General features: G+C 71.3%; 23 protein-coding genes and 1 riboswitch. Of the genes, 11 read left to right on the forward strand and 12 right to left on the reverse strand.

Annotated features, from left to right (window positions below; genetic code table 11):
* The first annotated feature begins 247 nt into the window (after window positions 1–247).
* From CBQ26_RS20510 to thiC, 3 genes are all read left to right on the forward strand, one after another.
* Window positions 248–730: a winged helix-turn-helix domain-containing protein gene (locus CBQ26_RS20510; RefSeq protein WP_280522614.1), complete on the forward strand. Its 483-nt coding sequence runs from the start codon at window positions 248–250 to the stop codon at window positions 728–730.
* Window positions 731–774: 44 nt separating this feature from the next.
* Entirely contained in the window at window positions 775–1,029 is a 255-nt protein-coding gene (locus CBQ26_RS20515; protein ID WP_088250467.1) for a response regulator transcription factor, read from the forward strand.
* A gap of 650 nt (window positions 1,030–1,679) precedes the next feature.
* Window positions 1,680–1,795: riboswitch (TPP riboswitch) on the forward strand.
* A 239-nt stretch (window positions 1,796–2,034) separates the two neighbouring features.
* Window positions 2,035–3,864: a phosphomethylpyrimidine synthase ThiC gene (gene thiC / locus CBQ26_RS20520; protein ID WP_088250468.1), complete on the forward strand. Its 1,830-nt coding sequence runs from the start codon at window positions 2,035–2,037 to the stop codon at window positions 3,862–3,864.
* A 29-nt stretch (window positions 3,865–3,893) separates the two neighbouring features.
* Here the strand turns inward: thiC and CBQ26_RS20525 are convergent, their stop codons facing one another.
* The gene (locus tag CBQ26_RS20525) at window positions 3,894–4,370 is read right to left on the reverse strand and encodes a nucleotidyltransferase domain-containing protein (RefSeq protein WP_172418192.1); all 477 of its coding nucleotides are present in this window, start codon (window positions 4,368–4,370) and stop codon (window positions 3,894–3,896) included.
* Window positions 4,371–4,376: 6 nt separating this feature from the next.
* Between CBQ26_RS20525 and thiE the strand changes: the two genes are divergently transcribed.
* From thiE to thiD, 5 genes are all read left to right on the forward strand, one after another.
* Entirely contained in the window at window positions 4,377–5,036 is a 660-nt protein-coding gene (thiE, locus tag CBQ26_RS20530; RefSeq protein WP_088250470.1) for a thiamine phosphate synthase, read from the forward strand.
* A complete protein-coding gene (gene thiS, locus CBQ26_RS20535) occupies window positions 5,033–5,245 on the forward strand; it encodes a sulfur carrier protein ThiS (protein ID WP_244898106.1) in 213 nt (70 codons plus the stop codon). Before thiE ends, thiS begins: the two co-directional genes overlap by 4 nt.
* A 114-nt stretch (window positions 5,246–5,359) precedes the next feature.
* Window positions 5,360–6,175: a thiazole synthase gene (locus CBQ26_RS20540; protein ID WP_088250471.1), complete on the forward strand. Its 816-nt coding sequence runs from the start codon at window positions 5,360–5,362 to the stop codon at window positions 6,173–6,175.
* A gap of 61 nt (window positions 6,176–6,236) precedes the next feature.
* Window positions 6,237–7,148, forward strand: coding sequence for an NAD(P)/FAD-dependent oxidoreductase (locus CBQ26_RS20545; RefSeq protein WP_088250472.1), 912 nt, complete (start codon window positions 6,237–6,239; stop codon window positions 7,146–7,148).
* Window positions 7,145–7,933, forward strand: coding sequence for a bifunctional hydroxymethylpyrimidine kinase/phosphomethylpyrimidine kinase (thiD, locus tag CBQ26_RS20550; RefSeq protein ID WP_088250473.1), 789 nt, complete (start codon window positions 7,145–7,147; stop codon window positions 7,931–7,933). Before CBQ26_RS20545 ends, thiD begins: the two co-directional genes overlap by 4 nt.
* Window positions 7,934–7,963: 30 nt before the next feature.
* Here thiD and CBQ26_RS20555 read toward each other — a convergent pair whose 3' ends face one another.
* The 10 genes from CBQ26_RS20555 to CBQ26_RS20600 form a co-directional block, all read right to left on the reverse strand.
* Window positions 7,964–8,551, reverse strand: coding sequence for a hypothetical protein (locus CBQ26_RS20555; RefSeq protein ID WP_088250474.1), 588 nt, complete (start codon window positions 8,549–8,551; stop codon window positions 7,964–7,966).
* A 59-nt stretch (window positions 8,552–8,610) separates the two neighbouring features.
* Window positions 8,611–9,795, reverse strand: coding sequence for an oligogalacturonate lyase family protein (locus tag CBQ26_RS20560; protein ID WP_088250475.1), 1,185 nt, complete (start codon window positions 9,793–9,795; stop codon window positions 8,611–8,613).
* A gap of 33 nt (window positions 9,796–9,828) precedes the next feature.
* Window positions 9,829–11,154 carry a PfkB family carbohydrate kinase gene (locus tag CBQ26_RS20565; RefSeq protein WP_143342231.1) on the reverse strand — a complete coding sequence of 442 codons (1,326 nt, stop codon included), beginning with the start codon at window positions 11,152–11,154 and terminating at the stop codon, window positions 9,829–9,831.
* 8 nt (window positions 11,155–11,162) lie between these two features.
* A complete protein-coding gene (locus CBQ26_RS20570) occupies window positions 11,163–11,828 on the reverse strand; it encodes a bifunctional 4-hydroxy-2-oxoglutarate aldolase/2-dehydro-3-deoxy-phosphogluconate aldolase (RefSeq protein ID WP_229844319.1) in 666 nt (221 codons plus the stop codon).
* The gene (gene kduD / locus CBQ26_RS20575) at window positions 11,818–12,597 is read right to left on the reverse strand and encodes a 2-dehydro-3-deoxy-D-gluconate 5-dehydrogenase KduD (RefSeq protein WP_088250477.1); all 780 of its coding nucleotides are present in this window, start codon (window positions 12,595–12,597) and stop codon (window positions 11,818–11,820) included. The genes CBQ26_RS20570 and kduD overlap by 11 nt, the downstream gene beginning before the upstream one ends.
* Complete coding sequence (gene iolB, locus CBQ26_RS20580; protein WP_088250478.1) at window positions 12,594–13,403, reverse strand: 5-deoxy-glucuronate isomerase; 810 nt, start codon at window positions 13,401–13,403, stop codon at window positions 12,594–12,596. The genes kduD and iolB overlap by 4 nt, the downstream gene beginning before the upstream one ends.
* Window positions 13,400–14,947, reverse strand: a complete 1,548-nt coding sequence (locus tag CBQ26_RS20585) for a type 2 periplasmic-binding domain-containing protein (protein ID WP_088250479.1) — start codon at window positions 14,945–14,947, stop codon at window positions 13,400–13,402. Before CBQ26_RS20585 ends, iolB begins: the two co-directional genes overlap by 4 nt.
* A gap of 73 nt (window positions 14,948–15,020) precedes the next feature.
* On the reverse strand, window positions 15,021–15,881 hold the full coding sequence (locus tag CBQ26_RS20590) for a carbohydrate ABC transporter permease (protein ID WP_088250480.1): 861 nt from the start codon (window positions 15,879–15,881) through the stop codon (window positions 15,021–15,023).
* A 31-nt stretch (window positions 15,882–15,912) separates the two neighbouring features.
* Complete coding sequence (locus CBQ26_RS20595) at window positions 15,913–16,866, reverse strand: ABC transporter permease (protein ID WP_216360394.1); 954 nt, start codon at window positions 16,864–16,866, stop codon at window positions 15,913–15,915.
* Between the two features lie 243 nt (window positions 16,867–17,109).
* Window positions 17,110–18,123 (reverse strand): LacI family DNA-binding transcriptional regulator, encoded by a 1,014-nt coding sequence (locus CBQ26_RS20600; RefSeq protein WP_088250481.1) that lies wholly within the window; start codon window positions 18,121–18,123, stop codon window positions 17,110–17,112.
* A 132-nt stretch (window positions 18,124–18,255) separates the two neighbouring features.
* Here CBQ26_RS20600 and CBQ26_RS20605 point away from each other — a divergent pair, with 132 nt between their 5' ends.
* The 3 genes from CBQ26_RS20605 (at window position 18,256) to CBQ26_RS20615 (ending at window position 21,236) form a co-directional block, all read left to right on the forward strand.
* On the forward strand, window positions 18,256–19,113 hold the full coding sequence (locus CBQ26_RS20605; protein WP_088250482.1) for a metallophosphoesterase: 858 nt from the start codon (window positions 18,256–18,258) through the stop codon (window positions 19,111–19,113).
* Window positions 19,114–19,653: 540 nt separating this feature from the next.
* Entirely contained in the window at window positions 19,654–20,607 is a 954-nt protein-coding gene (locus CBQ26_RS20610; protein WP_088250483.1) for a WD40 repeat domain-containing protein, read from the forward strand.
* A gap of 17 nt (window positions 20,608–20,624) precedes the next feature.
* The gene (locus CBQ26_RS20615) at window positions 20,625–21,236 is read left to right on the forward strand and encodes an Lrp/AsnC family transcriptional regulator (RefSeq protein WP_088250484.1); all 612 of its coding nucleotides are present in this window, start codon (window positions 20,625–20,627) and stop codon (window positions 21,234–21,236) included.
* A gap of 74 nt (window positions 21,237–21,310) precedes the next feature.
* Here the strand turns inward: CBQ26_RS20615 and CBQ26_RS20620 are convergent, their stop codons facing one another.
* A complete protein-coding gene (locus CBQ26_RS20620; protein ID WP_172418194.1) occupies window positions 21,311–23,743 on the reverse strand; it encodes a tetratricopeptide repeat protein in 2,433 nt (810 codons plus the stop codon).
* Window positions 23,744–23,770 lie beyond the last annotated feature (27 nt).

Here is a 23,770-nt window from a genome sequence, read left to right on the forward strand (position 1 = left end):
GACGCCTTTGCGGGTCATGTCCGTCAGTTCCTGCCGCTCGTGTGCCGATAACGCCACCACAAACTGTTTCTGTCGTCCCATCCCTCAGCTTAAATCAAGCCAAGCCTGTGGCCATCCACTAGTCATCTGTGTAACCACTGCCTCTGGTTCCCTACGCGTTCTCCCGCTGAACCTTCAGTGCCGGGCATCTTGCCCTCGTACGGACTCCGATTAAATAGATTATAATTGCGGCATCAAACAGATCCCTCTGACCGCCCCTCTCGCGCATGACGCTGACACCTTCTGGCATCTCTACCGGGCCAGTACCTGTGCCGTCGAACGCCGCAGAGCCCAACTCTTCGCCCTCCTCGCAGAAGGACGCCCCGTACCTGAGATCCTTCAGGTGACCCGGTACAACCGGGTCACCGTCTACGGACTGGTCAAGCGCTACCGCGAACAGGGGCTCGCTGGCCTCCGTGACGCGCGTCACGTCAACCAGGGCGCCCCCCGCCTCCTGACCGCCGAGCAACAACAGACCCTGGCCGCCCGACTGCACGCTGACTTCGAGCAGGGCATCGTCTGGTCCGGTAAAGACGTTCAAGACTGGCTTCAGCAGCAGTACGGAATGTCCGTCCATCTCGGGCGCACCTATGAATTCCTACGGGCGGCGGGCTTCACGCCTCAACGGCCTCGACCCCGGCACGTTGGCGGCGATGAGGCCACGAAGGAAGCGTTCAAAACAAAGTCCTGACCGAGACGCTCCGCCAGGCAGTCCATTCGGCCGCGTCGGGCGCAGTGTTCTTCGACCCGGAAAGTGCGCGGCACCTGCTGCACACCGTGCAGGGCAGCGCGCCCATGTCCCCCCTGACCGAGCGGGACATGGCCATCCTGCGCCTCGTGGCAGACGGGCAGGCCAACAAGGACATCACGGCCACCCTCGGGATCAGTGTCGGCCTAGTGAAAAAGCACATCGGGGAGATCCTGGAGAAACTGCAGGCCACGGACCGCACGCAGGCGGACATCAAGGCCTTCCGCGCAGGCCTGATCTGATGCGGCCCGCCCCACCCGCCGTCACCCGCGACCTGCTGCGCCTGCTCGACCAGCCCGACCAGCTTCCCATTGCGCGGGCCAGTCTGATCACACTGGTAGTCGTGGTGGTCGTGGACGCGCTGACGCCCGCCTTACTCCCACTCGCAGTGGTCCTGGCGCCCCTGCTGCTCGCGTCACTGATCGCTCGGTCCGAGCCACTCACAGCGCGCCTGACCGCCCTCGCAGTCCTGGGCAGCGCCGCCGTGGGTGTCCTCGACGTCCTGCGCAGCGGCTCAGACCCGCAGATGATCCTGCTCCACCTGGGCGCCACGGCCCTCGTCACGACCGGCATCTGGGCCATGTGGCAGGCGCGGCAGTCTGCGGCCGCGCCCGCTGGACCGCCGCCACTGCCCGTTCCGGACGCCGACGTACCACCGGTTGAGCGGGCCGCGCAGATGCTGGCGTACAGGGCTTGTCACGGCCGACAATTCCCTCCAAGACGCAACGGAGACAATGACGTGCCGACCGACGTTTCTCCTTCTCCGCGCCCTCATGACGTCGAGTGGCACACGACTCCAACAGGCGTGGAAACTCTTGGTCTACAAGACGGCAAGAATCCCCGGCCTGTCTGCCTGGGAGTGTCAAGTGTGTGGGCAGCGGTGTACACTCGGGGCAGTCACCAGGGGTGCCGTGCCCGCGCGTTGCGGGCGGCTGAGAGAACGTCGTGTTCAACCCTAGGAACCTGATCTGGTTTGTACCAGCGGAGGGAGCGTGACGGGTGCCGAAACAGTTGTCGTGTTTCGCCCCCCTCCGACGCGTGAGGGGGGCGTTTTTTGATTGCAAGACCCGTGACCTGACCGGCAGGAGCGCGCCGCTGACTTCACGGCGGCGCGGCCCGCCCCCTGCCTCTTCCCTGCCTGTTTCCGCCTGACCCAGCGCTGCCTGCCGTGTCCGGCCAGAGTCGTGTTCCAGACGCCCTGTTCGCGTCCGGCGGCCCTGTCCTGTTCCCATTTTCCTGGAGTTCCCATGAGCACCCTGACCGACCCTGTGACCGAAGCCCTGACGATTCTCGACCCGGAGTTGACCGCGCCGTTCCCGAACAGCGAGAAGGTGTACCTGACCGGCACCATTCATGCAGGGGTGCGGGTGCCCGCGCGGCGCATCCGGCAGTCGCCGACGCTGGAACGCGTGGGTGACCTGACCCGCACCGTGCCGAATCCGGCCCTGCTCGTGCCGGACACGAGCGGGCCGTACACGGACGCCCGCCTGAGCGTGGATCTGCGCGCCGGGCTGAGGCACGCGCGCCCCTGGCTGGCCGGGGACACCCGGCTGGGACTGGCGCGGGAGCGGCATCACCCGGCGCTGGACGTCAGTGGACCGCTGCCGTTCCCGCGTGTGCCCCGCCCGCGCCGCGCTCGCCCCGGCGTGGGCATCACGCAGCTTCAGGCGGCGCGGCGCGGCGAGATCACCCCGGAGATGGAATTCGTCGCCCTGCGCGAGGCGCTGCGCCAGGAACCGGACTTCGACCTGACCCACCAGCACCCCGGCCAGGGATTCGGGGCCGCCATCCCGCGCGAGATCACGCCAGAATTCGTGCGGTCGGAGGTCGCGCGGGGCCGCGCGGTGATCCCCGCGAACATCAACCACCCGGAACTCGAACCCACGATCATCGGGCGGAACTTCCGGGTGAAGATCAACGCGAACCTCGGCACCAGCATCGTGACCAGTTCCATTGAGGAGGAGGTCGGGAAGATGATCTGGGCGACCCGCTGGGGTGCCGACACGATCATGGACCTCTCGACGGGTCGGCACATCCACCCCACCCGCGAGTGGATCGTGCGCAACAGCGCCGTGCCCGTGGGGACCGTGCCGATCTATCAGGCGCTGGAGAAGGTGGGCGGCGTGGCCGAGGACCTGACCTGGGACGTGTACCGCGACACGCTGATCGAGCAGGCCGAGCAGGGCGTGGACTACATGACCGTCCACGCCGGCGTGCGGCTGGCGCACCTGCCGCTGACCGCGCGGCGCCGCACCGGGATCGTGTCGCGTGGCGGGAGCATCCTCGCGAAGTGGTGCCTCGCGCATCACCGCGAGAACTTCCTGCATACGCACTTCGCCGAGATCTGCGAGATCCTCGCGGCGTACGACATCACCTTCAGCCTCGGGGACGGCCTGCGCCCCGGCAGCATCGAGGACGCGAACGACGCCGCGCAGTTCGCGGAACTCGACACCCTGGGCGAACTCACGCGCGTCGCGTGGGACCACGGCGTGCAGACCATGATCGAGGGGCCCGGCCACGTCCCCATGCAGCTGATCCGCGAGAACATGACCCGGCAGCTCGACGTGTGCCAGGAAGCGCCGTTCTACACGCTGGGGCCACTCACGACCGACATCGCGCCCGGCTACGACCACATCACGTCCGCGATCGGCGCGGCGCAGATCGCGTGGTACGGCACCGCCATGCTGTGCTACGTCACGCCCAAGGAGCACCTGGGCCTCCCGGACCGGCAGGACGTGCGTGACGGCGTGATCGCGTACCGCATCGCCGCGCACGCCGCTGACCTCGCCAAGGGCCACCCCGGCGCGCAGGCCCGCGACAACGCCCTGAGCAGGGCCCGGTTCGAGTTCCGCTGGGAGGACCAGTTCAACCTGTCCCTGGACCCCCTGAAGGCCCGCGCGCTGCACGACGAGACGCTGCCCGCCGACGCGGCGAAGACCGCGCACTTCTGCTCCATGTGCGGCCCGCACTTCTGCTCCATGAAACTCAGCCACGACCTGCGCGCCCCCGACGTGCTGGCCGGACTGGAGGAGAAAGCCCGCGAGTTCCGCGCGCTGGGCGGCGAGATCTACTCGTGACCGACGAGCCGCGCCGGGCCGCCCCGGTCCTACCCGTCGAACCCGCAGCGCCGCAGCGCCGCCAGATCAACGAGATCCTTCTCCCGCATCGGCGCGCCGTAGAACGCCGACACCACGCCCTTGAGCGCCGCATGCATGTCCGGCGTCAGCGTGTTCACACTCACGCCGTCCCGCACGACCGGCGTGTCGGTCAGGAAGGCGGTGGGCAGCGTCAATCCGGCGAGATCCCCCACGCAGCGGGGCGGCTGCTCCAGGACCGGCACGACATCCACGAGCAGGTCGGCGCGGCGGTAGAACACGTTTCCCGCCTCCAGCGACCCGTGCACCTGCGTCAACCCCAGGTCCTGGAGTACCTGAAGGGCTCGCCCGGCGTCCCCGGCCCGCACCAGGAAATCAATGTCGTCGTGGGCGCGCACCGCTCCACCGCACAACAGTTCGACGGCCTGCCCACCAATCAGCCACGTCTTGACCCTGGCCTCGTTGAAGGCCCGCGCCAGAGGAATCACTTCACCATGCAACACACCCCGAACGTTATCAGTGCCTGCCCCCTGGGCGCGCTCTACCTCGTCGCCACGCCCCGCGCCGGGCAGCCACAGGGCGAGTTCCTGGCGCGCCTTGAGGCTGCGCTGGACGGTGGCGTGGACACGCTGCAACTGCGCTGCAAGGACTGGGAGGCCACCCCCTACATCGCGCTGGGCGAGCGGGTGGCGGCGCTGGCCCGCGCGCGCGGCGTGCCCTTCTTCATCAACGACCGCGTGGACGTCGCTGCCGCGTGCGGCGCGGACGGCGTGCACCTGGGGCAGGGGGACCTGCCGCCCGCCTGGGCGCGCAGGCTCGCGCCGGAGTTGCTGCTCGGCCGCAGCACGCATGCGCCCGCGCAGGCGCACGCCGCGCTGGCCGAGGCGCCCGCGTACATCGCCGCCGGGCCGGTCCACGCCACGCCCACCAAACCGGGGCGCGCGCCCGCCGGACTGGCCTACGTGCGCGCCGTGGCTGCGCTGAATCCCCTGCTGCCCTGGTACGCCATCGGCGGGATCGACGCCTCGAACGTCCACGAGGTGCTGGCCGCCGGGGCGACCCGCGTGGCGGTCGTGCGCGCCGTGTTGGACGCCCGCGACCCCGCCCAGGCCGCGTCCGACCTGCTGGGGGCGTTGCGAAGGATGCCCGCGTGACCGGCCCCGCCATCCTGACCGTGAACGGCGAGGCGCGGCCCCTCACGCCCGGCCTGACCCTGCCCGCCCTGCTGCGCGACCTGAACATCGACCCGGCGCGCGTGGCGGTCGCCGTGAACGACGACTTCTACCCCGGCGCCCGCGTGCCGGAACGCACCCTGGAGGCCGGAGATGTCATCGAGATCGTCCGAATTATCGGGGGGGGCTGAGAGTTCCGGGGCAGCGTGGGCCGTCAGGCCCTCTGCCCCCGAGCGGAGCGAGCAGGAACAGGGGCGGGTTCTGCGGAATGGAGAACCTGCGCGTCCACTCACCGGAGGTTCGTAATGCAGCAGAATCCGCACACACCCGACCCCTTCACCCTCGGCGGCAGGACCTTCACCTCGCGCCTGATGACCGGCACGGGCAAGTTCACGGACTTCGGCGTGATGCGCGAGGCGCTCGCCGCAAGCGGGTCGCAGATCGTGACCGTCGCCATCCGTCGTGTCGAACTGCGGGCGCCGGGCCATGACGGCCTGCTGGACGCCCTGGACTGGGACGCCCTGCAACTCCTGCCGAACACCGCCGGGTGCCGCACGGCCGACGAGGCGCTGCGCGTGGCGCGGCTGGCGCGCGTGGCGACCGGTGTGAACTGGATCAAGCTGGAGGTCATCCCCGACGCCCGCTACCTGCTGCCCGACCCGGTCGGCACGCTGCGCGCGGCCGAGGCGCTGGCCGAAGATGGCTTCACGGTGCTGCCGTACGTGCAGGCGGACGCGGTGCTGGCCCGCGCGCTGGAGGACGCCGGATGCGCCGCCGTGATGCCCCTGGCGAGCCCCATCGGCTCCGGGCGCGGCCTGCGCAGCCCCGAGCTGCTGCGGACCGTGCTGGACGGCGCGCGCGTGCCGATCGTCGTGGACGCGGGCCTGGGCGTTCCGAGCGACGCGGCGCAGGCGCTGGAACTCGGCGCGGACGCCGTGCTGGTGAACACCGCGATCGCCGAGGCGCGCGACCCGGTCGGCATGGCCCACGCCTTCGCGCTGGGCGTGCAGGCGGGCCGCGCGGCCTTCCTGGCCGGACGGATGCCCGAACGCGCGCACGCCAGCCCCAGCAGCCCCACGGGCGGGGTGGTGCGCCTGCCCGACCCGGAAGTGCCGGTGTGATCTGCCTGGACGTGTTCTTGCCCCTCCCCCTTGAGGGGGGAGGCCGGGAAAGGGTGCACCCGTGACCCGCGCGCGCGAGGTGATCGTGGTGGGCGGCGGCCTGATCGGGTCGCTGGCGGCGTTCACGCTGCGGGGGGCGGGTGCGGACGTGCTGGTGCTGGACGCGGACCGGCCGGGCGCGGCGTGGCGGGCGGCGGCGGGCCTGCTCACGCCGGACGGCGAGCGGCTGCGCGGCACGCCCCTGCACGCGGACGCGCTGGAGGGACTGGGGCGCTGGCCTGCGCTGGCGGCGGCGCTGGAACGCTCGGGCGTGCCCGTTCACCTGCGGCCCGGCGTGACCCGCGTGCAGCCCGGTGGCGGGGTGGCCTGCACGCCGGGCGAGGGGAGCCTGCACCCGCCGTCGGTGGTGCGCGCGGCCCGGCAGGGGCTGGAGGTGGTGGCCGCGCAGGTGCAGGCCCTCATGCCGGCGGGCGGCAGGGTGCGGGTGCGGACGGACGCGGGCGACTGGTTGGCCGGGCAGGTGATCCTCGCCGCGGGCGCATGGAGCGGGGCGTTCGGCGTTCCGGTCACGGCGCAGCAGGGGCAGGCGCTCCTGCTGCGCGGCGCTCCGGCGGTGGGCGCGCGGTATGGTCCGCCCGCGCGGGGGTTCTCCCGCTACGCGCTGTCCCGCCCGGACGGCCTGTACGTCGGCGCGACGAGTCGCCGGAGCTGGGCCACCACGCCGGATGCCCACGCGGCCCGCTGGCTGCGCGGCGCCGCCCGGACGCTCGTGCCGGGGGCGGACGTCGCAGAGGTCGCCTCGTTCCTCGTGGGCCTGCGCCCGGTCACGCCGGACGGTCTGCCGCTGGTCGGGCCTCACCCCACGTTGCCGGGCGTGCTCGTCACGGCGGGGCACGGGCGGCACGGGGCGCTGCTCGCCCCGGTCACGGCGGCGCGCGTGCTGGCGCTGCTGGAACAGGGGGTGAGCGCATGAGTATGCCCGTTGCGCTCACCATCGCGGGGTCGGATTCCGGCGGCGGGGCGGGCATCCAGGCGGACCTGAAGACCTTCGAGGCGCACGGCGTGTACGGCACGAGCGTCCTGACGCTGATCACCGCGCAGAACACGCGGGGCGTGCAGGCCGCGCATCCGCTGCCGCCAGAGCTGGTCGCGGCGCAGCTTCGGTCCGTACTGGACGACTTCCCGGTCGCGGCGGTGAAGACGGGCGCCCTGGGCAACGCGGGACTGGTCCGCGCGGTGGCCGACGCCCTGCGGGGACGCCATCTGCCGCTGGTCGTCGATCCGGTCATGCTCGCCAAGAGCGGGGACGCCCTGCTGGACGCGAGCGCCCTGCGCGCCCTGCTGGACGAGCTGCTGCCCCTGGCGACGCTGGTCACCCCGAACGTGCCCGAGTGGACGGCCCTGCGCGCGGCGGGTGCGGTCGACACCCTCCCGCTGCTCCTGAAAGGCGGGCACGCGCCCGGCGAGACCGTCACCGACGAGCTGCGCGCCGGCGGGCACCACCTGACCCTCCGCGCGCCGAGGCAGCACACCCGGCATACGCATGGCACGGGCTGCACTCTGTCGGCGGCGATCACCGCGAACCTCGCGCGGGGGCTGGCCCTGCCGGACGCAGTGCAGGCCGCGCACCGGTACCTTCAGGCCGCGATCCGCGCCGCGCCGGGCTTGGGCGGCGGGCACGGGCCACTGGGGCACCACGCCGCCGGACGGGAGGTCCGTGCCGGGGCGGTAACTCCGTCTGCTGCGAGCTCCGGTTGAAAGGCTTGCCACCTTCAACCGGAGTCCGTGTCAGGCCGATGCGGGCATCGCGGCTTCCTCGGTCACGTCGTCCCAGCCGAGGGTCAGGTCGCTGAGCGGCACGAAGTTCAGGTCGCCCAGGGCGGCGCGCAGCTGCGCGGTCCAGGCGTCCACCCGGTCCTGCGCCTCGCGGACCGTGTGCGGGGTCGGGGCGCGCCACAGGCGGAAGGACCTCGCGGGGCGGGTCTGTTCGCGCTGCTGCTCGTCGAGTGCGCCGGCCAGTCCCCAGGTGGCGGTCACGACCCGGTCGACCAGGGCGTGACTTTCGAGTTCGTGGGCGTTGCCGCCGCCGATCAGGGCGCGCAGCGTGACCGGGTCGCTGCCCAGCGGGGAGCCGCAGCGGGTGTGCAGGTGCTGGGTGTGCGCCAGGTCGGTGTGCAGTCCGATGCTGGCAGCCGGCCGGTACAGCCGCTCGCCGCGCGCGGCGATGAAGGCCGGCGCGCGTCCCGGTCCCTGCGGGTCGGCCAGGGCGATCACGCGCAACCAGTGGCTCTGGGAGCGGTGCGCGTGAATCACCGTGATGGCCTGAGCGGCGCGGTACATGACGTCATCATTGGCCAGAAGCTGCTCGGGGAACATGCCCGCACGATACGGGGGCGGCTCGCACAAAAGCCTTAAAGGCGCCAGATGAAGGGCGTTCAGGGGTGGGGCAGCCGGGCGAGGTACAGGGCGGGTTCGCCGTGCATGTCGCTGGTGAACAGCACGGCCTGCTCGTCGGGCGTGAAGGACGGGTGGGGGTGCGTGACCTGCCGGCTGTCCAGGTGGACCCGCCACGACGAGTGGTGGCCGGCCAGGGGGCGGGTGGTGCGGGCGCGCAGGTCGAACAGGTGCAGGAACGGGTCGGGGTCAAACTGGTGGGCGGCGGCGTCGGCGACGTCCTCGGGGGGGCCGCTGCCGTCCCCGACGAGCAGGGTGCCGTCCGCGTTGCTCATCAGGTGCGAGCAGGGCGGCATGGGCATCAGCGTCTCGTTCGTCAGGGTGTCGGGATCGGCCGCGCAGATCAGGCGCTCGCGCTGGCCGGCGCGGTACAGCACGTAGATCAGCCGGGAGCCGTCGGGCACCCAGAATTCATGCGTGCAGGACTCACCGGGCACGTGCGGCCGCACGGCGCGGGGGTTCCGGCCGTCCTCGTCGATCAGCCACATGCGCCGCTGCACGAGGTCGTGCGGTCCCTCGTGGCAGTACGCGACGGTGGGGGCGCGCCCACCCGCCGGGCCGCTGTCGGGTGGGTCGGGGCGGTACATGGGGTGGCCCAGCCAGCGGGCCTCCTGATGGATGACCTGCGCGCGCCCGCTGTGCAGGTCGATCACGATCAGGCGGCAGCGCGGGTTGCGGAAGAAGGTGTCACGGAAGCCCGCCCAGGTGTCGAGCGGCAGCAGGTCCCCCTCGGCGACCTCGATGCCGAACATGTGCGTGCCCGCGCTGTTCGCGACCCAGGTGCCGTAGCCGCGCTGGCCGTCCGGGACAATGTACACGACGTCCTCGTGCAGGGTGTCCAGGTGCACGCGGCGCAGTTCGCGCCCGCCCTTGACATAGTACGCGGCGCGGTCGTCGGGGCTCAGGAACGCGCCGAAGGTGTTGTCGCCGCTGCCCTCGGTGAGTTGCCGGGCCTCTCCGCTCATCAGGTCCAGCAGGTAGAGGTTCCAGTCGCCGTCGAACAGGCCGCCGAACAGCAGCCGGTCGCCTGAGTGCGTGAAGCAGCGCTGGTAGAAGTACGTGCGGTGGCAGGTGACGTCGGGCGGCGTGAGGCGCGTGACGGCCGCGCCGGTGTCCGGGTCGGTGAAGGTGTGGGGGGTCAGGGAGCGGAGCTGGCCTTTGGGCACGGGAAGCCTCGGGTGCAGGAATGGGGGGCGGGGTCAGGGGCCGACGAGGTCCTCGCGGACCGGGGTGAACATGTCGAGCAGCTCCCCGGCGCTGACGGCGAGCGCCTCGTGAGGCACGCCGCCGGGAATGCTGAGGCTGTCCCCGGCGCGCAGGGTGTGGCGCGTGTCGTCCAGCACGAACTCGAAGGTGCCGGACAGGACCAGGGTCAGCTGCTCGTGCGGGTGCTCGTGGCGGTAGCCGCGCGCGCCGCCCTCGAAGCGGACCTGCATGGCCATGAGTTGCTGCCCGCGCGCGACGAGTTTGCGGGTCACGCCGGGCTCGGCGGGGGACCAGTCGGCGCCCAGGGTCAGGGCGGGCGGGGTGGGGACGGTATCGGTCATGCGGTCTCCGGGTGGCGGGGCGTGAGAGGAAGGGGGGGGTGGCAGGGCGCCCCGGTGGCGGATGACGTGCGCGGCGCTCGCGTGCCCCGCGCGGGCGGCCTGTTCAGGCGGCTGGGTGCGCGTCAGGGCGTGCAGGAACGCGCCGTTCCAGGCGTCCCCGGCGCCCGTTGTGTCCAGCACATCCGCGACGGGCGGCGCGGGCACATGCAGGGGCTCGCCGCCGGGGTCGCACAGCCACGCGCCGTGCGGGCCGTCCTTGAGGGCCACCGTTACGCCCAAATCAGCGAACGCTCGTGCAGCGTCCGGCGCGTCTATTGGAATGTGGTCCAGCAGCGCGGTGTCCGCCGGGAAGCTGGGCAGCAGCAGGTCCACGCACGGCAGCACCTCACGGAAGGCGGCGCGGGCCGCGTCCAGCCCTGCCCTCTCCCCTGCCCGGTCGGCCCACAGGCGCAGCCGGTAGTTCGGGTCGAACGCCACGCACGTCCCGACCTGCCGGGCGACCCGCGCGGCGTGCCGGGTGGCGGCCTGAGCGGTCTGGCTGATCGCCTGCGTGATGCCCGACAGCAGCAGCGTTCCTGCCGACGCGAGGTACGCGGCGTCCACGTCCGCCGGGCTCAGGCCACTGGCGGCGCTGCCCACGCGGCGGTACGTGAACTCGCGCTCGCCGTCCGCGTGCAGCGAGATGAAGTACACGCCGTTCTCGCCGTCCACCAGCGGCGCGTGCGTCACGTCGATCTCCTCGACCTGCCACGCACGCCGCAGCCCGTGGCCGAACGGGTCGCGGCCGACGCGGCTGATGAACCCGCAGCGACTCCCGAGCCGCGCGGCACTCACCAGGGCATTCAGGGTGTCCCCACCGCAGGCGCGGGTCAGGTGCGCCGCTTCGCCCAGTGGGCCGTCCGCGCGCAGTTCCACCATGCACTCGCCCAGTGCGATCAGGTCCAGGGACCGTGCGGAGTGGCCTGTGGGGAGGGTCATGGCGCCCGTCACAGCGGCAATCCTGCCTCGCGCAGGGCGGCGCGGGTGGCGGCCTCCACGGCGTCCCAGTCGCCCCCCTGCACCGCGCGGGCGGGGAACAGGTGCCCGCCCAGGCCCACGGCGAGCACCCCGGCATCCCGGTAGGCGGGCGCCTCGTGCGGACGGACTCCGCCGGTCGCCATGACGTTCAGGTGCGGCAGCGGGCCGCGCAGGTCCCGGATGAAGCCGGGACCGCCCGCACTGGCCGCCGGGAACACCTTCAGCACCCGCGCGCCCAGCCGCGTGGCGCGCACGGCCTCGCTGGGCGTCAGGACACCGGGCAGGTACGGCACGCCCAGGGTCTGCGCCTCGCGCAGCAGGTCGTCGTCGAGGTGGGGGCTGACCAGGAACTGTGCCCCGGCGTCAGCGGCCTCGCGGGCCTGCGCGGCGGTCAGGACGGTGCCGACCCCGACGGTCACGCCGCTCAGTTCGGCCCGCAGGGTGCGCAGGGCGTCCGTCACACCAGGGGTCGTGAAGGTCAGTTCCAGCAAACGCAGCCCGCCGCGGGCGGCGGCGTGGGCCGCCTGCACGGCAGCCGCCACGTCCGGGGCGCGCAGCACGCCCACCACGCCCGCCGCGCGCAGCGTCTCCGTCAGCGTGCCGGCCGGCGCGGGCCGGGCCACGTCAGCGGGCAAGCCAGCCACCGTCCACCACCAGCACGTGGCCGTTCACGTAGTCGCTGGCGGGCGACGCGAGGAACACGGCGGGCTGCGCGAGGTCCTCGGGGCGGCCCCAGCGTCCGGCGGGAATGCGGTCCAGGATGGCGCGGCTGCGGTCCGGGTCGGCGCGCAGCGCGGCGGTGTTGTCGGTCGCGATGTAGCCGGGCGCGAGGGCGTTCACGTTCACGCCGCGCGCGGCCCACTCGTTCGCCAGGGCCTTGGTGAGGCCCGCCACGGCGTGCTTGCTCGCGGTGTACGACGGGACGCGGACGCCGCCCTGGAAGGCCAGCAGCGAGGCGACGTTGATGATCTTCCCGTGTCCGCGTTCCAGCATGCGGGCCCCGGCGGCGCGGCTCAGGCGCCACACGGCGGTCTGGTTCAGGGCGATCACGTCGTCCCAGTCGGCGTCCGTGAAGGTGTGGGCGTCGTCGCGGCGGATGATCCCGGCGTTGTTGACGAGGATGTCCACCGGCCCGAGTTGCGTTTCCACGCGGTCGAGCAGGGCGTTCAGTTCGGCGCTGGTCTGCGCGCTGAGGTCCACCTGGAAGGCCGCGAAGCGCCGCCCGGCGGCCTGCACCTGCGTGCCGGTCGTGCCGTCGTGATGGCCGTAGGTGGTGATCGCCACGTCCGCCCCCGCCTGCGCGAGCGCCACGGCCAGCGCCTGCCCGATGCCCACCCCGCCGCCCGTCACGAAGGCCACCCGGCCGCTCAGGTCGAAGGGATTCGCAGGGACCGGGGTGGTCACAACATCCCCACGGTCTTCTGCACCCAGCCGACGTCCGGGTCGAGTTTCACGCCCTGCGCGCGGCCATCCCCGGCGAGGAACCACAGGTAGTACCCGGCGTAGCCGGGCGCGCTGACGTACGTGTGGTACCCGTGCGGAATGGCCAGCAGCGTGTCGTCGCGGACGGTGTGCGTGTCGTCGTACCCGCGTTCCGGCGAGTAGTGACGGGTCAGGCCCCAGCCTTCGGGGCTGGACACGCGGAAGTAGTACATCTCCTCGTGGAATTTCTCGCTGCCCACGTTCTCCTCGTGGCGGTGGGGGGGATAGGTGCTCCAGTGGCCGCTGGGCGTGAGGGTCTCCCCGACGATCAGGCGACTGGCGGGCAGGCCGTTCGGGGCGACGAGGATCTCGCGGAACTGGCGGGCGTAGTTCAGGGTGCCCCACTGGCCGGTGTTGACCTGTTCGGGGCGGATCTCGTAGGGGGCGGCGTCGAGGTCGCTGGGCGCGGACGGCAGCGCGCCCTGGAAGTCGGTGTGGGCCGTGACGGTCCAGCTGTGCCCGCGCGGGATGTACACGCTGTGCGGCAGGCCGGTGAACACGCTGGCGCGGCCACCCACGGAGTCGAAAGTGTGGTCACCCACCTGCACGCGGGCGCGACCGCTCAGGGCGACGAGCAGGTACTCACGGTCCTCGGACTCGCCGCTGACGCTCTGTCCGGCGGTCAGGTTGAGCTTGGCGAAGTCCAGCAACTCGCAGGAGTCGTCCTGAAGGGCCTGCAGGCCCTCGGCGCCGCTCAGGGTATGGAAGTGCGGGCTGGTAGTGCTCACTTCACGAACCCCCCGGCTTTCAGGGCCGCGTAGGCGTTCTTCTCGTACCCGGCGAAGTTCAGGCCGTTCAGGCCGTCGGTGAAGGACTTCCAGTTGCCGTCGTTCAGGGGCCGCTGCCCGAGCACGAACTGCACCAGGGATTCGGACACGTAACGGTCGATGTCGGCCTGGTTGGGCGCGGCGGGCACGACGAGGTCGCCGCTGCGGTCGATCCAGTTGTTGTTGCGGCGGGTGTCCATCAGCAGGTTGTAGACGTTCACGGAGCGGCCGTCACTGAATTTCAGGGTGCCGTAGCGGCCCTTGAGTTCCGCCGCCTGCCCGTTCAGGGCCAGGAAGCGCAGCTGCGTGTTCGTGAGGCGGCCGTTCACGTTGGTGGTCGTCACGGTCGGTATGCCACCGACCATGGTGTAGTCCGCGCCTTTCTTCCCGAAGGCCAGCTGGTAGTACCCCTCGCCGCTGTTCGCCCACTCCAGGAATTTCGCGATGGCGGGGCCCTTCTCGGCGTCCATGGCTTTCTTCGACACGACCAGCAGCGTCCCGGCGTTCGCAAAGGTGCCCATGGAGCGGCTGCCGCTCGGACCCTTGGGGACGGGCACGAAGCGCAGGTCGCCCTTGGGGTTGTTCGCCTCGAAGTTCTTGAATCCGGCGATCAGGCCGCCGACACTCTCGAAGAACAGGCCGCACTTGCCCTGCTGCCAGCGGTTGCGCAGGTCGCTGCGTTTCACGGTGGCCCAGTCAGGGTCCATGACCTTGGCCTCCACGAGTCTGCGGACGTACTCGGTGGCCTTGCGGTAGTTGGGGTTGCGGACGTTCGCGGCGAACGCGGCGCCCGCGCGGTAGTTCCAGGTGCCGGGCACGCCGTACGCGCCGTACACCCACTGAAAGTGGTTGCCCAGGCCCAGGCCCGGCAGGATGCCCGCGGTGTCGAAGTCGATCACGCCGCAGTAGCCGAAGGTGTCCTTGCGGCCGTTGCCGTCTGGGTCACGTTCGGTGAAGGCGCGGGCGACGTTCAGGAACTCGTCGAGGGTGGTGGGGGTCTTCAGGTTCAGTTTCTCCAGCCAGTCCTGCCGGACCATGATTCCGTACTGGCGGCTGAGGGTGGCGGGTTCCTGCAGGCCGTACATCTGCCCGTTCTCGTTCACCAGGCCGTTACGCATGGCGTTCCCGTAGCGGACCTTGGTGCGCTGCGGCATCTGGGGCAGCAGGCTGGACACGGGCGCGACCTGTCCCTGGCGGATCAGCTGGTAGAAGAGGTTGCGGTTGCGGATCTCGAACAGGTCCGGCAGGTCGTTCGCAGCGGCCAGCGATCCGAGTTTGTTGTCGCCGTCGGCGCCGGTGGGCAGCATGGTGAACTTGAGGTTCACGCCGGTGCGGGCGCGGATGACCTCGCCGGTGTCCCATCTGGCGGTGGGGGCGGGCGCCTCGGGGTTCGCGGCGTACAGCGCGACCGACAGGTCGGTGGCTTTCTGCGCGTGCGCGCCGAGCAGGGCGCTGATGGTCACGAGGGCCAGGGTGCGGGCGGTGGTGCGGGTCAGGTGCGTCATGGTGGAACCTCCGGGGTGGGGGTGGACGGTCTGGGTGGGTGGGCGGTGCAGGTCTGGGCTGGGGGGGGGCCGGTCAGCCCTTGACGCCGCCGGACAGCGTGCCGGACGTGAAGTACCGCTGAATCCACGGGTACACGAGCAGCATGGGGATGGTGGTCAGGACGACGGCCGCCATCTTCAGGCCGTCCGGTGGGGCGGTGGTGGTGGCGGCGGACTCGATGTACTCGGCGGAATTCAGGCCGGTCAGGATGTCGCGCAGCACCACCGGGAGCGGCATCATCCGCGCGTCGGACAGGTACAGCACGGGTTCGAAGAAGGAGTTCCACTGCGTGACGGCGTAGAACAGCCCGATGGTCAGCAGGATCGGTTTGGACAGCGGCAGCACGATGTGCCACAGCACCTGCAGGTCGCTGGCGCCGTCGATCTTCGCGGCTTCCTCCAGGCTCTCGGGCAGGTTCTGGAAGAAGTTCTTCATGACGAGCAGGTTGTACACGCTGACCGCGCCGTGCAGCAGGAGCGCCCAGTACGTGTTCAGCAGGTGCAGGTCGCGGATCACGAGATACAGCGGAATCAGTCCGGCGCTGAACAGGAACGTGAACAGGATCACGCCGGTCAGGAACTTGCGGCCCGGCAGGTCCGGGCGGGACAGCGGGTACGCGGTGCAGACGGTCAGGATCATGCTGATCAGCACGCCGCTCAGGGTCAGGAACACGCTGTTGCCGAGCGCGCGGATCAGGGCGGGTTGCCGCAGCAGTTCCTCGTATGCGTTAAAGGACACGGCGCGCGGCAGCAGGCTGGTCGTCTGCCCCAGCGGCGTCAGGCTGACCGATACGACGTACACGAGCGGAGTGAGCGTGGCGAGCAGCACGGCGATCAGAAAGGCGTTCACGGTACGGTCGAAGGCGCGGTCGTTCTGGCGGCGGACTCGGGTCATGCGGGGCTCCTCACAGCGGCATTCATGGGGGTCAGTACAGGCCCTGACCGGCGAAGCGGCGGGCGACTCGGTTGGCGATCACGATCATCAGCAGGCCGATCAGACCCTTGAACAGGCCCACGGCGGTCGCCAGGGAGAACTGGAAGTTCTGGATACCCTGGCGGTACACCCAGGTGTCGATCACGTCCGCGACCGAGTACACCGGCAGCGAGTACAGGACGTAGATCTGGTAGAACCCGGCGTCCAGGATGTGCCCCAGGCGCAGCAGGGTCACGAGGACGATCACGTCGAGCATGCCGGGCAGCGAGATGTGCCGGATGCGCTGCCAGCGGGTGGCGCCGTCCACCTCGGCCGCCTCGTACAGCGAGGGGCTGATGCCGATCAGCGCGGCGAGGAACAGGATCGCGCTCCAGCCGGTCTCCTTCCAGATGTCGCTGAAGATCACGACCGCGCGGAACGCGCCGGGGTCGGTCAGGAACGACACGGGGTCGCCGCCGGCCGCGACGAGGCCCTTGTTCAGCAGGCCGCTGCCGGGCGAGAGCATGGCGAGCAGGATGCCGAACACGATCACCCACGACAGGAAGTGCGGCAGGTACGTGACGGTCTGCGTGACGCGCGCCAGGCCCCGGCGGCTGCTCTCGTGGATGGCGAGCGCCAGGATGATCGCCGGGGGCAGCCCGATCAGCAGTTTCGCGAAACTGATCACCAGGGTGTTCGTCATGAGCTGCGAGAAGTAGAACGACGAGAAGAACGCCTGGAAGTGCTCTAGGCCCACCCAGGGGCTGTGCAGGACGCCCTGCACCGGCTGGAAGTCCTTGAAGGCGATCTGCGCGTTCCACAGCGGCCAGTAACGGAACAGCGCGAACCACAGCAGGCCCGGCAGCAGCATCAGGTACAGGCCCCGGTGGCGCCACAGGCGGGCCAGCAGGCGCTGGCGGGGGCTGCGGCGGGCAGCGGGCGGAGCGGAGCGGATCACGTTCGTCATGGGTGCGGCCTCCTGCGGCACGTGGGCGCCCGTCACCGGGGCCTGCGGGGCTCCGGCGGGTGGGTGGGGTGCGGGGGTGTGGTCCGGCGGGGGCCGGTCGGATGTTCGGGCGGCGGAACGCGGCGCAGTCGATTCGGCAGGAGCGGTGTGGCAGAGTCGGTGTGGCAGGGGCGGTGCGGGGTGGCAGGGGGGACGGTCAGGGCCGCCGGGCGGCGCGGGCGGCGGATTCAGGCCCCTCGGACGTCAGGAACTTCGGGGTGGGGCGGTCGTCTCACGGACGACCAGTTCGCTGGGGTAGTCGAGGACCGTGCCGCGCACCGCCTCGCCCGCCAGCGCGCCGGACAGCAGGCGCAGGGCGCTGTCGCTCATGTCGTGGATGGGGTGGCGCACGGTGGTCAGGGCCGGGTGGCTCTGGCTGGCGGCGGCGATGTCGTCGAAGCCCACCACGCTGATGTCCTGCGGGACGCGCAGGCCCCGGTCCTTGACGGCGTCCATCGCGCCGAAGGCGGTCGCGTCGCTCGCGGCGAAGATCGCGGTGGGCGGGTCGGGCAGGTCCAGCAGTTCGCGGGCCGCCTCGAAGCCGCGCCGCTGCGTGAAGTTGCCGGGGCGGATCAGGTCCGGGTCGAGCAGGCCGCGTTCCCCCGTGGCGTCCCGGTAGGCGCGCAGACGCTCGTGCGCCTGGCTGGACCCGTCGGCCCCGGCGATGAAGCCCACGCGGCGGTGCCCCAGGTCGAGCAGGTGCGTGGTCGCGGCGTGCGCGCCGTGGTACGAGTCGGCGCGGACGTTGGGCAGGTCGGTGGGCGTCCCGAAGTGGCTGATCAGGACGATGGGCGTGCGGCTGCGTTGCAGGACGTCCAGGTGCTGCGGGTCGTCGGTGGGCACGACCAGGATCAGGCCGTCGGCCAGCCCGCCGCTGAGGGCCGCGACGCGCTCGCGTTCGCGGGCGGGGTCGCGGCTGGTGGTGAAGACGCCCAGGTCCAGTCCGGCGCTGCTGGCGGCCTCGGCGGCGGCGCGGGCGACCTCGGCGAAGTACGGGCTGACGAGTTCCGGGACCACCATCCCGACGAGGTTGGTGCGCGCGCCGCGCAGTCGCCGGGCGGCGGGGTTGGCGACGTACCCGAGGTCACGGGCGGCCTGGATGACACGGGCGCGGGTCTGTTCGCTGATGCGGCCGGTGTTGTTGAGGGTCTTGGAAACCGTGACCGCCGACACGCCGGCAAGGCGCGCGACGTCGGCGATGGTGACGGGGGCAGTCATGGGCACTCCTGTACACCCCTGTGATGGAGTGCGGTTGCTCCATCAAGATCTGGGTTAACGATTACCCAGACTGTAACACCCTCCCACCCTCCCGTCAACGCAACCCTCCCCCCATCCCGTAAGCTGGACGGCATGCTGCGCCGCGCCCTGAACACCCTCGGCTGGACGGCGGCCGGAGTCGTGGCTCTGGGCGTCACCAACACCTACCGCTTCCAGACCACCACCCACCGCGCCGCCCTGCCCGGCCTGACCCGCCCGGTCCGCATCGCACACCTGAGCGACCTGCACTACGGCATCTTCATGCGCCGCCGCTCGGTCCGCCGCTGGGTACAGGCCACCCGGCAGGCCCGGCCGGACATGATCGTCATCACCGGAGACTTTCTCGACAGCGGCGTGGGGCGCCGCCACCACACCAAACTCCTGGCGGAACTCGCGCACCTGCACGCGCCGCTGGGCGTGTACGCCGTGTGGGGCAACCACGACTGGACCAGCCTGAACACCAACGCCACCCGCCAGCAGTTCGCCGAACAGCTCACCCGCGCCGGCGTGCGGCTCATCAACAACGCCGGCGTGCAGGTCCGCGACGACCTGTACGTCGCGGGCGTCGACGACTGGTGGTTCGGACAGCAGGACCTGAACGCCGCCCTGCAGGACCACGCGGGCGGCGCAGTCGTCCTGCTGTCCCACAACCCGGACTACCTGTCGCAGGTACCGCACTGGGTGGCCCTGACCCTCAGCGGCCACACCCACGGCGGACAGGTCCGGCTACCGCTCATCGGACCGCTGAAGAAACGCAGCACCCTCCTGAACGTCCTGCGCGGCTGGGTGCGCGGCGACCGGATCGTGCAGTGCCCCGCCGAGGGCACGCCAGGCGTCACGCCCGCCGGACAGGCACTGGGCTTCGTGTCACGCGGACTGGGCGTGACCGGAGTACCGCTGCGCTGGGACTGCCCGGCCGAACTGGTCCTGCTGGACCTCCACGCCCCCTGACCCGGCAGCACTCAGGAAGAGGCCCGCGTCGGAAGACGTGCGGCCGGGTACCGTACGATGGGCCTGCTAGCCACACGGTCAAGCTTTCTGCTGAGTGGCTCCACGACGCTGAAGGTCATGGGGATCGTACTGGTATCACGGCGGTTTCCAGTTCCACCCCAGGCACAAGGCACGCCCCAGGGCGTCACAGCCCCCGTCCTTCTCATACGGACTCGGATTGAATGCGCTTTACAGCCCATTCAATCCGAGCGGATGCGAGAAGGAGAGAAACGCCCCTCCGGACGTGGAGCTGGCAATCCGGTGAACTTCCGGATGGTCGGCGAAACAAACGGCAGTCCGTATCAGGTGCTTGCACTGCGGCGCAGCCCTTCGAGTCCGCTCAATTCAGAATGACTGAGCAAGCCCTTCGATCCCACTGAATGCTGTTGTCGGAAGTCTGTTGTTCTGACCAGTGCGGTGCGAACAGAGGCGATCTGGACCAACGCAGCCAACTGGAAAGACCCTCTGTCCATTCCGGTTCACCTGCCGCACCCTGAAGTCATGCGCGTCCTGTTCCCTCTGCTGCTCGGCCTGAGCCTCGCTGCCTCCGCCCCCGTGCCCCCCTTGAACCCGGCCGGGGAGGTGGACGTCGGCGCGCCCGCCCAGAGCGTCGCCCTGAGCGCCGACGGCCACACCCTCGTGGTCGGCACGGCCCGCGACGTGCAGCGCCTCGACCCTGGGACGCTCCGCCCCCTGGGCGTCCTGACCGGCAGTGACGGCGGCGGGTGGGGCGCGACCTTCAACCGCGCGGGCCGACTGGCCGCCGCCGGCCTGACCCGCGGCGTGACCGTCTGGGACGACCTGAGCCGCCCACCACGCACGATTGACTCGCCCGGCGGGCGGGTATTCGCCCTCGCGTGGCACCCGGACGGCCAGCGGCTCGCGCTGGGCGACGCGGGCGGCCACTGGCAGGTCACGCCCGGCGGGCCGCGCGGACAGCTGCGCGGCGACGTGATGGCCGCCGCCTGGAGTGCGGACGGCCTCACGCTATACCTCAGCACCGGACAGGAAGACAGCGCCACGTACGCGCTGGACGCTGGCACAGGCCGGGTCCGCTGGCGGCAGCAGAACGTCCCCGCCACGCACACCCGCCGCGCCTATTACGGCCTGGACGAGGTGAACGGCCTGAGCCTCTCCCCGGACGGGCGCACCCTGGCCAGCGCGCATCAGGACGGGCGGGTCCTGCTGCGTGACGCCGCGACCGGCCACCTGCGCCGCACCCTCACGGGCGGCGAGGACACCCGCTGGGCGGCCTTCACGCCGGACGGCACGCAGGTCGTCGCGGTGGGCGAAACGGGCCGCGTGACCATCTGGACGGGCGCCGGACAACCGGCCGGGCAGGCGCAGGTCGGCGGGGAACTCTGGCATGTCCTCATCCTGCCGGACGGGCGGGCGCTGACGGCCGGAGCGGACGGCGCGGTACGCGCCTGGACGCTACCCACCCAGGTTCGCTGACCGGGTAGCGTGAAGGCGTGATCATCCTCGACTCTGCCCTGGCTGCCCGGCTGCTCACCGACCCGGACACACGGCGCATCCTGGCGGCCTTCCAGGGGAACGGGCAGGTGATCGCCGATGCGGCCCGCGCGCTGAACCTGCCGCTGGAGACCGTGCGGTACCGAGTGCGGCGCGCCGTGCAGGCGGGAGTGCTGGTCGCGGCGGGTCGCCGCGCGCGGCGTGGGCGGACGCAGACGGTGTATCGCCTGCCACTGCCGGTGTTCGTGCCGGGCCTGCAGGTGCCCGGCGGGCCGGACACCCTGCTGCATCCGGATGAGGACGCCTTCCTGGCGCAGGTGCGGCTCGTGCGGGCCGCGCTGCTCGCCGGGGGTGGGTGGGGCCTGCGCGTCACGGCGGGCACCCCAGACCTGGTGGCCGAACTGGCCCGACCGGAGCAACGCGGCGCGACCATGGACGCCCTGCGGGTCCTGCAGGCCCCAGCGGTGGTGGACGTCAGCAGCACCCTGACGCTGAGTGCCGAGGACGCCAAGGCCCTGCAGGCCGAACTGCTGGACGTCTACGCCCGCTACGCGGCCCGGCAGCGACCCGGCGCGGCGCATCTGCTAGGCCTTACCCTGTACCCGGCGTGAACACTGCTCCACATGGAGCACCGGTGAGGATCAGCTGGAACGGACGGCAGCTGGTGCCCCGCAGCGTCCCTGCCTCAGGGCGCGAGGCGGCGGAGTTGGGCTGCCGCCTCCGCAGAGCCCAGGGCCTGCGCCCGTTCCAGCCACACGCGGGCCTGCGCCAGATCACGCGCGACTCCTGTGCCCGTCAGGTAGGCCATGCCCAGGTTGTAGGCGCCATCCGCACTTCCGCGTTCTGCGGCCTGACGGCTGTACTCCACGGCTCTGCCCGGATCACGTGGGATACCGATCCCTCCACCGTGCATGTGGGCGAGCAGCAGCAACGCGTCGCGGTATCCGCGGGACGCGGCCGTCTCCGCCCACTGCCGGGCCTGCGCCGGGTCGCGGGGCAGGCCTTCTCCGTCCAGGGCCATCCACGCCAGTTCCGTCAGGGCACGCATACTTCCCTGATCGGCAGCGCGGCGCCGCCAGGTCACCGCGAGCTCCGCGTTCTTCGGGACGTGTTGCCCTTCGGCGTACAGATCCCCGAGTATTTCCTGAGCGCCCAGCATACCCTGCTCGGCCGCGAGCCGGATCCACCGGACGCCTTCCTGGGTATCCATTGCGACGCCGATTCCGAACAGCAGGGCGCTGCCCAGCAGTCCCTGAGCGACCGGTTCGTTGAATTCAGCGGCGTCCCGGTACAGGGCCACCGCCCGCGCCGGGTCCGGTTTGAGCCCGATGCCGTCGGCGTACCATGCGCCGAGTACGGTCCGTTCCACCGGGGGGACTCCAGCGCGGACGGCCTGCACCTGCCAGGCACTCGCGGCAGTACTGTCGTGCGGCGTGCCGATCCCCGCCCTGTACAGCCCCACCGCCGACAGCATCGCCTCCACGTCCCCCCGCTCGGCGGCCGTCACCGTCCATCTGAGCGCCTGACGCAGGTCTCGCGGCACACCGTTGCCAGACAGGTATATGGACGCCAGAAACACCTGCGCGTCCCGGCGCCCGTCCTGCGCGAGTTTCAGGGCGGCCTGCGCCTGCTGCGCCGTCACGCGTGTAGTGGGAGGCGGAGCCGTCAGGTAATCCAGCGTCCGGGAGGCATCCGAGGAACCGGCGGCCACAGCCCGGCTGAGCAGGTCACGAGCGGCCGCCTCACTGGCCGGGATGCCGTGCAGGCCGTGGAGCGTCAGTTGCGCCAGCAGGTACAGGCCCCGATCGTCTCCGAGTTGCGCGTCCCGCCTGACCCAATCCACCATGGTCTGCAGATCTGCCGCGGCAGGCTGCCAGCGTGGCGACTCCGGGTACCGGCGCGTGAAGTGATCCCAGATCACGGTGCGCTGCGCGGAGCGGAGCCCACCCAGCGCCGCCTTCAGGCGGGCGTTCATGGCGTCATTCACGGTGAGGGCCGTCCAGGTGGGCTGCGCGAGGAGCAGGTCCGCGAGAACATTCAGGGCCTCCGGCGTCCGGGCAGAGAACCGGAGCACCTCGACTGCGCGGGGCACGTCGGCCGGCAGGTCCGGCGCGCCGGCAGCCAGCAGGCGCGCCAGGGCCAGCGCCGCGGCCTGCCGGGTGTCCTCCGAACGGTCCTGGCCGCGGGTGGCTACCTCGAAGTGATGCGCGGCCCGCACCGCGTCCCCTTCGCCGAGGAGCAGCTGGCCGAGCAGAAGGTTCGCTTTCGCCGCATCCAGCTCGGCGGCCCGTTCCAGCCAGAACCGTCCCGGTCCCTTCCGGTCAGGCGTGGCGAGCAGCACCTCGGCGAGGCGCACCATGGCGGGGACGTGGCCCAGGTCGGCCGCTTCCCAGTACACCTTGATGGCTTCGTTCAGGTCGCCCGCCTGTTCGAGCCGGGCCGCCTCGGCGGTCAGGCGCGGTCCGCGGGTGGACGGCCCGTCCTGCGGCATGGTCGCGGCCCGGTTCGTCCAGAACAGGAAGCGTTCCCGGTCCGCCGGGAGGCGCCTGGCCGGGTCCGGGTCGTCCACGCCCGTCTCGTACAGGTCCGCCAGTTTCTGCGCGCTGATGGCGTCCCCGCCGTCCGCCCAGCGGGCCAGCAGCGCCGCCGCCTGCGCCGGGTGGCGCATCCGCGCCTCCGGTAGGAACTCCCCGAGCAGCAGCGCGGTCAGGGAGCGACGGGCGTCAGCGGGCGCACCCTCCGGCACGCGGAGCTCCTGCTCCGCCGCGCCGCGCAGGGCCGCCTCGCCCTCCCGCCACTCGGCAGGCGAGCGGCCCTCGTCCAGGAGCATCTCAGCCACCAACAGCTGAGCGGGGGCGTATCCCTGCGCGGCGGCCAGGCGGTACCAGCGCAGCGCCTCTGGTCGGTTCCGGGGCGTCGCGAACCCGTTGTAATGCAGTTCACCCAGCAGGAACTGCGCCTGAGCGTCCCCCCGCGCCGCTTCGGGTTGCAGGGCGCGGAACGCAGCGTCCAGCTGTCCATCGCGGTACAGGGCTGCGCCGGATGTGACTTGAGCCCCGGCCGTACTCAGCATCAGGATGTATAGGATGGTCACCGGCACGGCACGCCATGAAGACATGGAAGAACGATACCCGCCGCGACGGCT

Origin of the sequence: Deinococcus indicus (genome assembly GCF_002198095.1) — a bacterium.
Classification (GTDB): Bacteria; Deinococcota; Deinococci; order Deinococcales; family Deinococcaceae; genus Deinococcus; species Deinococcus caeni.

Bases quoted from the DNA above. Each gene is read 5' to 3' on its own strand.
- thiC (WP_088250468.1), top strand. From the start codon at position 2,035: ATGAGCACCCTGACCGACCCTGTGACCGAAGCCCTGACGATTCTCGAC.
- thiE (WP_088250470.1), top strand. From the start codon at position 4,377: ATGCAACACACCCCGAACGTTATCAGTGCCTGCCCCCTGGGCGCGCTC.
- CBQ26_RS20540 (WP_088250471.1), top strand. From the start codon at position 5,360: ATGCAGCAGAATCCGCACACACCCGACCCCTTCACCCTCGGCGGCAGG.
- thiD (WP_088250473.1), top strand. From the start codon at position 7,145: ATGAGTATGCCCGTTGCGCTCACCATCGCGGGGTCGGATTCCGGCGGC.
- CBQ26_RS20555 (WP_088250474.1), bottom strand. From the start codon at position 8,551: ATGTTCCCCGAGCAGCTTCTGGCCAATGATGACGTCATGTACCGCGCC.
- CBQ26_RS20565 (WP_143342231.1), bottom strand. From the start codon at position 11,154: ATGACCCTCCCCACAGGCCACTCCGCACGGTCCCTGGACCTGATCGCA.
- CBQ26_RS20585 (WP_088250479.1), bottom strand. From the start codon at position 14,947: ATGACGCACCTGACCCGCACCACCGCCCGCACCCTGGCCCTCGTGACC.
- CBQ26_RS20590 (WP_088250480.1), bottom strand. From the start codon at position 15,881: ATGACCCGAGTCCGCCGCCAGAACGACCGCGCCTTCGACCGTACCGTG.
- CBQ26_RS20595 (WP_216360394.1), bottom strand. From the start codon at position 16,866: ATGACGAACGTGATCCGCTCCGCTCCGCCCGCTGCCCGCCGCAGCCCC.
- CBQ26_RS20600 (WP_088250481.1), bottom strand. From the start codon at position 18,123: ATGACTGCCCCCGTCACCATCGCCGACGTCGCGCGCCTTGCCGGCGTG.
- CBQ26_RS20605 (WP_088250482.1), top strand. From the start codon at position 18,256: ATGCTGCGCCGCGCCCTGAACACCCTCGGCTGGACGGCGGCCGGAGTC.
- CBQ26_RS20610 (WP_088250483.1), top strand. From the start codon at position 19,654: ATGCGCGTCCTGTTCCCTCTGCTGCTCGGCCTGAGCCTCGCTGCCTCC.
- CBQ26_RS20620 (WP_172418194.1), bottom strand. From the start codon at position 23,743: ATGTCTTCATGGCGTGCCGTGCCGGTGACCATCCTATACATCCTGATG.